This window comes from Streptomyces viridosporus, assembly GCF_002078235.1.
Classification (GTDB): domain Bacteria; phylum Actinomycetota; class Actinomycetes; order Streptomycetales; family Streptomycetaceae; genus Streptomyces; species Streptomyces viridosporus.
Window position 1 is genome coordinate 1 of the sequence record NZ_MSGP01000275.1, and the last position, 9,907, is coordinate 9,907.

The 9,907-nt window shown below is 72.8% G+C and carries 10 protein-coding genes; 7 read left to right on the forward strand and 3 right to left on the reverse strand.

Annotated elements, in window-relative coordinates:
- The 7 genes from B7L92_RS20140 to B7L92_RS20175 form a co-directional block, all read left to right on the forward strand.
- Positions 1–848 (forward strand): DUF4139 domain-containing protein (locus B7L92_RS20140; RefSeq protein ID WP_143626356.1); only part of this gene is annotated, 848 nt, incomplete at its 5' end.
- An 8-nt stretch (positions 849–856) separates the two neighbouring features.
- The gene (locus tag B7L92_RS20145) at positions 857–2,416 is read left to right on the forward strand and encodes a mucoidy inhibitor MuiA family protein (protein ID WP_081238912.1); all 1,560 of its coding nucleotides are present in this window, start codon (positions 857–859) and stop codon (positions 2,414–2,416) included.
- 371 nt (positions 2,417–2,787) lie between these two features.
- On the forward strand, positions 2,788–3,003 hold the full coding sequence (locus B7L92_RS20150; RefSeq protein ID WP_081238913.1) for a hypothetical protein: 216 nt from the start codon (positions 2,788–2,790) through the stop codon (positions 3,001–3,003).
- Between the two features lie 459 nt (positions 3,004–3,462).
- Positions 3,463–5,289 carry a glycoside hydrolase family 3 protein gene (locus B7L92_RS20160; protein ID WP_081238915.1) on the forward strand — a complete coding sequence of 609 codons (1,827 nt, stop codon included), beginning with the start codon at positions 3,463–3,465 and terminating at the stop codon, positions 5,287–5,289.
- 183 nt (positions 5,290–5,472) lie between these two features.
- Positions 5,473–6,294: an alpha/beta fold hydrolase gene (locus B7L92_RS20165; protein WP_255311048.1), complete on the forward strand. Its 822-nt coding sequence runs from the start codon at positions 5,473–5,475 to the stop codon at positions 6,292–6,294.
- A 162-nt stretch (positions 6,295–6,456) separates the two neighbouring features.
- Complete coding sequence (locus B7L92_RS20170) at positions 6,457–7,446, forward strand: GlxA family transcriptional regulator (protein WP_174703992.1); 990 nt, start codon at positions 6,457–6,459, stop codon at positions 7,444–7,446.
- 122 nt (positions 7,447–7,568) lie between these two features.
- Positions 7,569–8,207: an HD domain-containing protein gene (locus tag B7L92_RS20175; protein WP_081238916.1), complete on the forward strand. Its 639-nt coding sequence runs from the start codon at positions 7,569–7,571 to the stop codon at positions 8,205–8,207.
- A 291-nt stretch (positions 8,208–8,498) separates the two neighbouring features.
- Here the strand turns inward: B7L92_RS20175 and B7L92_RS20180 are convergent, their stop codons facing one another.
- From B7L92_RS20180 to B7L92_RS20190, 3 genes are read right to left on the reverse strand one after another with little or no spacing between them, the layout of a single operon-like run.
- Complete coding sequence (locus B7L92_RS20180; RefSeq protein ID WP_081238917.1) at positions 8,499–8,831, reverse strand: DUF3093 domain-containing protein; 333 nt, start codon at positions 8,829–8,831, stop codon at positions 8,499–8,501.
- 60 nt (positions 8,832–8,891) lie between these two features.
- Positions 8,892–9,563 carry a DsbA family protein gene (locus B7L92_RS20185; protein ID WP_081238918.1) on the reverse strand — a complete coding sequence of 224 codons (672 nt, stop codon included), beginning with the start codon at positions 9,561–9,563 and terminating at the stop codon, positions 8,892–8,894.
- Positions 9,560–9,751, reverse strand: coding sequence for a hypothetical protein (locus B7L92_RS20190; RefSeq protein ID WP_081238919.1), 192 nt, complete (start codon positions 9,749–9,751; stop codon positions 9,560–9,562). Before B7L92_RS20190 ends, B7L92_RS20185 begins: the two co-directional genes overlap by 4 nt.
- Positions 9,752–9,907: the final 156 nt, after the last annotated feature.

Below are 9,907 nucleotides of genomic sequence, written 5' to 3' on the forward strand. Positions count from 1 at the left end.
CCGCCGCCGGGCCGCCGCGGCCGGAGGGCGCCGAGCTCGACTACACCGCCCTGGTCCTGTGCGGCCCCGACGAGCAGGACGGCCGGCGGGGCCGGCTGTTCCCGGGCCCCGACTCCGACCCGGTGACGGCCGAGTACCGCCGCCGGGCCGAGAAGGTGGCCGCGCTGCCCCTGCCGGGGCGCACCGTGCGGCCCCGCGAGTCGGCGGGTTCCTTCGACCACCGGTTCGACGCCGCCGCGCCCGCCGACGTGCCCTCGGACGGTACCTGGCACACCGTCACCGTCGGTGAGATCCCGGTCGGTCTGCGCACCGAGTACGTCTGCGTGCCGTCCGTGGAGCAGGTCGTGTACACGACGCTGGTGCTCTCCAACGCCACCGACCAGGCTCTGCTGGCCGGTCCGGTGGAGGTCACCGTGGACGAGGACTTCCTGGTGACCGCCTCGTTGCCCACGCTCGCCCCCGGCGGTGCGTGCCGGGTGGGGCTCGGGCCGGCCGAGGCCATCGGGGTCTCCCGCCGCACCGACCTGCACGAGTCGACCGCGGGACTGCGCAACAACATCACCGTGCTCGACCACCGCGTCCACGTGGAGCTGGCCAACCGGCTCGCGGTACCCGTCACCGTCGAGGTGCGCGAACGGGTGCCGGTCACCTCCGAGGCGGACGTCCGGATCGAGGAGCGGGCCGACTGGGTGGCGCCCGAGGTCGGCACGGAGGCGGAGCACCACGTGCCGGGCACCCGTCTGTGGCGGATCGAGCTTCCCGCCGGCGGCACCGCCGCCCTCGACGGCGGCTACGCCGTCCGCATCCCGGCCGGCAAGGCCCTGACCGGCGGCAACCGCAGGAGCTGACACACCCCATGTCCACGACACCGGAGCCGATTCCCCTCCCCGTCACCGCCATCACCTGTCTGGAGGACCGCGCCCACGTCGAGCGCACCACCGTGCTCGACCTGCGGTCCGGCACCCAGCGGCTGCGTCTCGGGCCGGTCAGCGCGCTGGCCGCCGACCGCACCCTCCACGCCGAGCTGACCGCCGACCACCCGGCGACCGTGCTCGACGTGCGGATCGTCCGCGGCTGGACGCCGCGGGGGCCGCGGCCCACCGACGACGACTCCGCCCTGCGCCACCGCGTGACCGCCCTCGAGGAGGAGCGGCTCGCCCTGGGACAGCAGCGCGACCGGTTGCGGGCCCGCCTCGACGCGCTCGGTCGGCTCGCCGCCGATCTGCTGCGGGAGATCGGCGAGGGCGCCGGCTCCGGAGAGACCGAACGGGCCCGCTGGACCCGCGAACTGGACCGGGTGGACGCCGAACGCGACTCCCACGGGGAGCGGTTGCGCACCGTGGAGGCCCGGCTGACCGCCCTCGCCGCCGAGCTCTCCGAGGCCCAGCGGGCCCTGGACCTCTCCGAGACGGAGCCCGCCGAGCTGGTCGGGCACGTCGAGCTGACCGTCCGGTCCGAGGCCGCCGGACCGGCCGCGCTGCGGCTGAGCCACCTCACCCCGTGCGCCCTGTGGCGGCCCGCCTACCGGGCCGTGCTGGACGGGGACTCCCTCAGGCTGGACACCGACGCCGTGGTCTGGCAACGCACCGGGGAGGACTGGTCGGACGTACGGCTGACCCTGTCGACGGCCCGCTCCGCACGGGCCGCCGAGCCGCCCCGGCTCGGCGAGGACCGGCTGACGCTCGAGGACCGCTCCCCCGCGGAGCGCCGTACCGTCCACGTCGAGCTGCGCGAGGAGGAGATCACCGACCTCGGCCCCGCCCCCGTACCCGGCCTGCCGGGCGTGGACGACGGCGGTGAGGTGCGCGTGCTGCGCTCCCCCGCCGCGGTCTCCGTGCCCGCGGACGGCCGCGCCCACCGCGTGCCGATCTCCTCCTTCACCGCCCCTGCGGGCAGTGAGTACGCCTGCTCTCCCGAGCTGTCGCCCCTGGTCCACCAAGTGGTGCGGTTCGACAACCTGTCGGGCCACGCGCTGCTCGCCGGGCCCGTCGACCTCATCCGGGGCAGCGGATTCAGCGGCCGCGGCACGCTGGGCTTCACCGCCCCCGGCGCCCCCGCCGACCTCGCCTTCGGCAGCCGCGACGACCACCGGGTCCTGCGGCACGCCGAGGAGACCCGGGACACCGCCGGAATCACCCAACGGACGGTCCTCACCCGAACCGTCCGGCTGCACCTCTCCAGGTTCTCCGCCCCCGCCGAGCACGACGACAGGGTGGTCGTGCTCCGGGAGCGCATCCCGGTCTCCGAGGTCTCGGCGGTGGAGGTACGCCTGCGCGAGGACGCCTGCTCCCCCGTGCCCGACGCGGTCGACGCGGACGGCATCGTCCGCTGGAACGTCCCCCTGGCCCCCGGCGGCCGGCGCACCGTCACCCTCGTCTACGAGGTGACGGCGAGCACCAAGGTCACCGGCCTCTGACCCCCGTGGTCCCGCCCCCCGGCCGTGCGGGACCCGGTGCTCCGCCGTCGCCGGAGGTCCCCTGGTCGTCGGTGGGGTGGGCCGGCGTCGCCCGGCATGGGGGACCGACACCCCTGAGGGAGCGGCGACAAGGGATCGTCGTCCGCCGGGCCCGGACGGCCGAGGTGACCGCGTACTCCGGCGACGCGGACGCGATCCGCTTCTGCGGGCGCGACGGGTTCGCCGGTCGGCCGGTGACCTTGCGGACCGTGGTGTGGGACCGGGCGGTGGGGCCATCAGGGTGGCCGCAGGACGTGTCGGGCGGCCGGCTCGGGCCCGGCTGGTCATGCTGGGCCGGAAGGGGCCCTTTCGGGACGACAAGGAGCAACGGCATGCCCACGGACGCGGTCGGACGATTCCTGGCGGCTTTGGACCCGGAGCACCGGGAGGCCGTCAGCGCCAAACCCCGTGAGGAGCAGGAAGAACTGGCGGCGGCCTGGGAGCGGGAGCTGGAAGCCGACACCGAACTCGACACCCTCGACGAGTTGTCCCCACCGGCGGCGGAGGCCGAGGCGGCCCGCCGCGTCCTGGACCGCGGGACCGGCTAGGAGTTGTCGTCGAAATGTCACGCCCGCGTCAGGAGCGATGCGGGCGTGACGGCTGCTCGGCAGGACTCGGCGGTCCGGTCGTGGCGGGTGGCGGTGCCGCGCCACTGCTCGAGGCGGTCGAAGCAGCGTTCGACGACGTGGCGCCGCTTGCCGACCTGCTGGTCGGAGGCCGGCGGACGTCCGCCGTGGCTGCCGCGTCGGAGCCGTCCGCGGCCCCGCCCGGACCGCGGCGGCAACGGCTCCACGAAGGCCCACTCGGCGTCGGACAGCTCATGGTGACGTATCAGCCCAGCTCAGGGCGCCCACGCAGACGGCAGGAGAGCCCTCGATTTGTCTAGACCTTTTTTGTCTAGACCTCTTGCCCCGCCCATGAACCGCGGGCTAGGTTTCCCGCTGTTCGGAGTACTTCCCGTTTCCTTCGATTCCCTTGGTGGGCAAGGCTGGAAGGAGCATGTCCGCATGCAGGACCGGAGTCTGTCCAGACGAACCGTTCTCGCCTCCGCGACCGTGGTCGCCGCAAGCGCGACGGGCGTCGTGGGGGTGACGGCCACCCCCGCGGTCGCGCACAAGCGCGACGACCGCCTCAAGAAGATCATCTCCAGGATGAGCATCGAGGCGAAGATCGGCCAGCTGTTCGTGCCGTACTTCTACGGTACGTCGGCGACTTCTCCCAGCCAGTTCGACCAGGAGCGCAACCTCAAGGAGCTCGGCGTCCGCACCGTGGCCGAGCTCATCGCCAAGTACCACATCGGCGGTGTCATCTACTTCTCCGGCTGGGCGAACAACATCCGAGACCCCCGCCAGGTCGCGGACCTGACGAACGGCGTGCAGCGGGCCTCGCTCGCCCTGCCCACCCCCATCCCGTCCCTGATCTCCATCGACCAGGAGCACGGGGCCAACGTCCGCATCGGCAGCGGCGCCACCCAGCTGCCGGGCGCGATGGCGCTCGGCGCGGGCCGCTCGCTCTCCGACGCGCGCACCGCCGGACGGATATCGGGCACCGAACTCGCCGCCCTGGGCATCCATCAGAACTTCGCCCCGGTCGCCGACGTCAACGTCAATCCGGCCAACCCCATCATCAACGTCCGCTCCTTCGGCGCCGACGCCCGCGAGGTCGGTCGCATGGTGGCGGCCCAGGTGACGGGTTATCAGCAGGCCGGCGTCGTGGCCTGCGCCAAGCACTTCCCGGGCCACGGGGACACCGGGGAGGACAGCCACACCGGACTGCCCGTGATCACCCACACCCGCGAGGAGTGGGACCGCATCGACGCCCCGCCCTTCAAGGCCGCGATCGCCGCCGGCGTCGACTCGATCATGACCGCGCACCTCCAGGTCCCCGCGCTCGACCCCAGCAACGAACCGGCCACCCTGTCGCCCGCGATCCTCCAGGGCGTGCTGCGCGACGAACTCGGCTTCGACGGCGTGATCGTCACCGACGCCCTCAACATGGCCGGCGTGCGCACCAAGTACGGCGACGACCGCGTGCCCGTCCTCGCCCTCAAGGCCGGCGCCGACCAGCTGCTGTTCCCGCCGGACATCCGCGTCGCCTACAACGGCGTCCTGGCCGCCGTCCGCAGCGGAGAGATCACCGAGAAGCGGCTCGACGAGTCGGTCCTGCGCATCCTGCGCCTCAAGGACAAGGTCGGCCTGCTCAGCGGCAGCCCCTACGTCTCCCCGAAGGAGGTCGACCGGGTCGTCGGCGCCCGCAAGCACCAACTCGCCGCCGCCCGGATCGCCGAGCGCACCACCACCCTGCTCGTCAACCAGCACGAGACGCTCCCGCTGCGCCGCGGGCAGAAGAAGCTGCTCGTGGTCGGCGCCAGCCCGGCCTTCCCGACCGACGACACCCGCACCACGGTGCCCGAGCTGGCCAAGGCGTTCGACGAACTGGGCTACAGCACCACCCACCTCGCCACCGGCCGGACGCCCGACACGGCGAAGATCGACGAGGCCGTGGCCGCCGCACGGGGACGGGACGCGGTGGTGGTCACCACCGACAACGTCGGCGCCACCAGCGCCCAGCGCACCCTGGTGTCCCGGCTGCTCGCGACGGGCGTCCCCGTCGTCCACCTCGCGGTGCGCAACCCCTACGACATCGCCCACCTCGGCGACGTCCCGGCCTCGCTGGCCTCCTACTGCTGGACCGAGGTCGAACTGCGCGCCGCCGCCCGGGTGATCGCCGGCCGGGTCGAGCCGCGCGGCAAGCTGCCCGTGCCCATCCAACGGGCCGACGACCCGACCAAGGTCCTCTTCCGCTCCGGGCACGGCCTGTCGTACGACGACTGACGGCCGCGTCCCCGCACAGCTTTCGGCCCCGGTGCTCCTTGAAGGGGAGCAGCGGGGCCGAAAGCGTCACCTGCCGGTGCGGTGACCGAGAAGGTTCACCGGGGTCAGGAGTAGTCGCTCCGCTCATGAGCGGAGCCGGATGGCAGTGGCAGCGAGAGCGAGGAGAAGCCTTCCCCTTATTGGGTGGCACGTGCACTGTCGTCCTGCAAGCATCTGCGGATGCTCACACTCGCCGATGACCTCGGAAACCTTTCCTACGTCGTCGCCGGCGACGGACCGCCCGTCGTACTCGTGCACGCCGGCGTCGCCGACCACCGCATGTGGGACGCGATCGTGCCCGACCTGGCAGAACGGCACACCGTCATCCGGTACGACCTGCGCGGCTTCGGTGCGTCCGCACCGCCGACCGGCCCGTTCCGCGAGACCGACGATCTGCGCCGTCTCCTGGACCACCTCGGCCACGAACGCGTCCGGCTCGTCGGCGCGTCCTGGGGCGGCCGCGTGGCCGTGGACTTCGCTCTCGCCCACCCGGACCGGGTGCACTCCCTGGCGCTGCTCGCCCCGCCGTGGCCGGGATACCACTGGTCCGCGGAAACGGTCGCGTACGACGAGGCGGAAACGGCGGCCCTGGCCTCGGGCGATGTGGACGCCGCCGTCCGTGTCAACCTGGACATGTGGCTGCGCGGGCCGGCTCGAAGGTGGGAGGACGTCGCCGCTGGACTGGCCGACCGACTCCGCGGCCCGCTACGAACGTCGCTGGTGAACCAAGAGATCAACGAAAAGCACTCCCAGGATGCCGCAACCGGCGACATCGCCGTCATCTCCGTCCCCACGCTGGTCGGGATCGGCAAGCTCGATGTCGCCGACTTCCAGGACATCGCCCGCCGGTACGCCTCCGAGATCCCCGGTGCCACCTTGGTCGAGTTCGCCACCGCTGCTCACCTCATAGCGCTGGACGCGCCCGCCGAGCTCATCTCGGTACTGGGTCCATTCCTCGACCGCTAGTGCCGGACCGGGACGGTGGCTCACCGGGTGCCGTGCCGCCTCGGCGAGGGGCCGTCCGCCCCGGCGGACGCCTTCCTCGCTGCGGGTCGCGGGCGCGTTCCTCGCGCTGGACGGACAATGAGGCGAAGGTCACCGCAGGAACCGCTCCTGGGAGAGGAAGCCATGGCGCCTGGACCACACAGCGTGGGCGTCCTCGTGTTCGACGGCATGAAGATGCTCGATCTGTCCGGGCCGGCGGAGGTCTTCAGCGAGGCCAACCGGTACGGCGCGGAGTACCGGCTGAGCATCGTCTCGGCGGACGGGGCATCGGTGGGTTCGTCCATCGGCATGCGCGTGCCGGCCGACGTGGACGCGTACGCCGCCGCGCCCTACGACACGCTGGTCGTGGTGGGGGGTGACGCGCTGCCCGGCTCCCCCGTGGACCCCGCTCTCGGCGCGGCTGCGAAGGCACTGGCGGACAGGGCGGGGCGGGTCGCCTCGGTGTGCACCGGCGCCTTCGTCCTGGGGGCCGCGGGACTGCTCGAGGGCAGGCGCGCGACGACGCACTGGCAGCACACCACCGCGCTGGCCCGCCGCTGCCCGTCGACGCGGGTGGAGCCCGACGCGATCTTCGTCAAGGACGGCACCACCTACACCTCGGCCGGCGTCACCGCGGGCATCGACCTCGCCCTCGCCCTGCTGGAGGAGGACCACGGGCCGGACCTGGCCCGGAAGGTCGCCCGCTCGCTGGTGGTGTACATGCAACGGGCCGGCGGTCAGTCCCAGTTCTCCGCCTCGCTCCAGGGGCCGGCCCCCCGGACCCCCGTGCTGCGCCTGGTCCAGGAGGCGGTGCAGGGCGATCCGACCGGTGACCACGGCCTGGAGGCCCTGGCCGCGCGCGTGCGGGTCAGTCCACGGCACCTGACCCGCATGTTCCGGGCCGAGCTGGACACCACCCCCATGAGATACGTGGAGCTGATCCGCTTCGACATGGCCAAGGCCCTGCTCGACGCCGGGCACAATGCCACGGAGGCCGCCGCGCTGTCGGGTTTCCCCAGCTACGAGAGCCTGCGCCGGGCCTTCGCACGTCACCTGGGGCTGTCCCCCATCCGGTACCAGCACCGGTTCACCACCACCGCTCCGCGCTCCCGTTCGCGGAAGGCCACCGGATGAGGCGGCCGCACGGGCCGTGACCGTTTTCGAGGGATTGTCGGCCATCGGGGAGCGGACGCGAGGGCCCCGTCCCACGGAGGGTGGAGGCACACACGACAGCACACCGTCCCAGGGAGGCAGTCATGGCCGAGAAGATCGCCGGCATCGAGATCCCCGACAGCGGGATCGCAAAGGAGGCCACCGAACTCATCCGCGACACCACCCCACCGCTGATCTTCCACCACTCGCGCCGGGTCTACCTCTTCGGCAGCCTCCAGGCCGCGGCCCTGGGCATCCGGCCCGACCCGGAGCTGCTGTACGTCGCGGCGCTCTTCCACGACACCGGCCTGGTCCCGCCGTACCGCAGCGACGACCAGCGCTTCGAGATCGACGGCGCCGACCAGGCGCGGGCGTTCCTGCTGACCCACGGCCTCTCCGAGGAAGGCGCGGACACCGTGTGGACGGCCATCGCCCTGCACACCACCCCGGAGGTGCCGTACAAGATGGCCCCGGAGATCGCGGCGACCACCGCCGGCGTCGAAACGGACGTGCTCGGACTGAACCTGGCCCGCATCTCCCGGGACCGGATCGACGAGGTCACCGCCGCCCACCCCCGCCCGGACTTCAAGAAGCAGATCCTCCAGGCGTTCACCGACGGGTTCAAGCACCGCCCGGAGACCACCTTCGGCACGGTGAACGCGGACGTGCTGGAGCACTTCGTCCCCGGCTTCCGGCGCATCGACTTCGTCGACGTCATCGAGAACTCCGCCTGGCCCGAGTGACCGCGCCCCCGGGGCCGGCCCCCGTGAGCGGACGGGGCACGCCCGCGCCGTGAGCGTGCGGCCGATGACCGTCGGCAGAACCATCGGACGGTGGGCGAAGGGCCGCAGGACGGCGAACCGGACGGCGGCGAGGGCGGTCATCGGACGCCACGGCACCGGGCCCTCGTCAACCGTGCGGTGACCGAGAGCCGCGAGCGGGCTGCCGACGAGTGCGAACAGCCCGGCCCGCGGGCAAGCCTCCGCGCGACGCGCCCGCGGGCCCTCGCCCCGCCGCCGTGGGTCGTCATCCGGTCACCCGGCACGGTCGCCGAGCGCCCTCCGTTCCCCGTGCTCCTGTCGGGCAGAACCGCGGATCGCTTCGGCCAGCCGCTCGGGTGCGCGGGTGGACAGGTGGACGTACGGGATCGGGTCATCGGGATCACGGACCTCGATGCGGATCGCCGTGGGGAGGTGACTCCGCATGGCCGTGAAAGCCCGTGGGTCCGCCTTGTACGTCCGCCACGCCCGTGCCTCCTCACCTTCGGGCACGTGCGTTTCGCCCAGCGCCTTCAGAGGGATGCGGGCGTCCCCGACGACGAGCAGTCCGGCGGTGACCCGGATGCGCGGGGAACCCTGGGGACTCACGTAGGCGCCGGCCGGGCCGGTGCCCGCCGCTACTCCGTGAACGGCGCGCTCTCCTTCGGGTCAGTCGGACAGTCGCTCATCGATGAGTGCCTTGAACTGTTCGTAGGAGCCGGGGTTGGGGATCCTGCGGCCGTCGAGGAAGAAGGTGGGCGTGCCCTGGACCCCCAGTCCGAGTCCGTCGCGCTGGTCCTCCTGGACGCGTCCGGCGGTCTCCGGGTCGGCCAGGTCCGCGTCGAACTCCTTCATGTCCAGGCCGAGTCCCTCGGCGTAGCCGCGGAAGACGTCCTCCTTCCACTCCTGCGACTCGCCCCACTCCTTCTGCGTGGTGAAGAGCTTGGTGTACATCTCCTCGAACTTGCCCTGCCGGGCCGCGGCTTCCGCGGTGCGGGCGGCGAGTTCGCCGTTGCGGTGGCCGGGCATGGGGAAGTAGCGGGCGACGAAGGTCACCCGGTCGCCGTACTCCTCGCGCAGTTTCTCGACGACCGGGAAGTAGGCGCCGCACGCCTCGCACTCGAAGTCCAGGAACTCCACGAGGGTCAGTTCGCTGTCGGCCGGATCGGTGAGCCGGTGGCTGGATTCCCGTACCGGCACGGCTTGGGCGGCGGGCTGGACGTCCGGGCCGCCGCTCCCGCTCCCGTTCTCGGGCCGGAGCAGCAGGTACGAGCCGAGGGCGGCGGCGAAGCCGGCCAGGAGCACGGCGGCGACGATCAGGTGCTTGGTCAGCTTCTTCATTCTTCCCTTTTCGGGTTGTCGGTGCTGGTGGGAGGAGCCGGACGGCGGTCACGGGCGTGGAGGCCGGCCAGGTAGGGGTTGCAGGCGGCGAGAGGGGCGTTGCCGTCACCGCGTTCGACGGCGTCGTGGTGGCCGGAGGCCGCCGCGTGTCCGCCGACCCCGGGGGGCGGCAGCCCTGCCAGGGCCACGACGACCGCGGAGAGTCCCGCACCGGCCAGGACGGACGGCAGCCGGGCGATCGGCGCACCCCGCCCGTCCGGGCCTCAGTCGCCATGACCGGCCCGCCGACGACGCGCCGCCAAGGCGCCCGCCGCGGCAGCGCCGGCCGCGCCCGGCACGGCCAC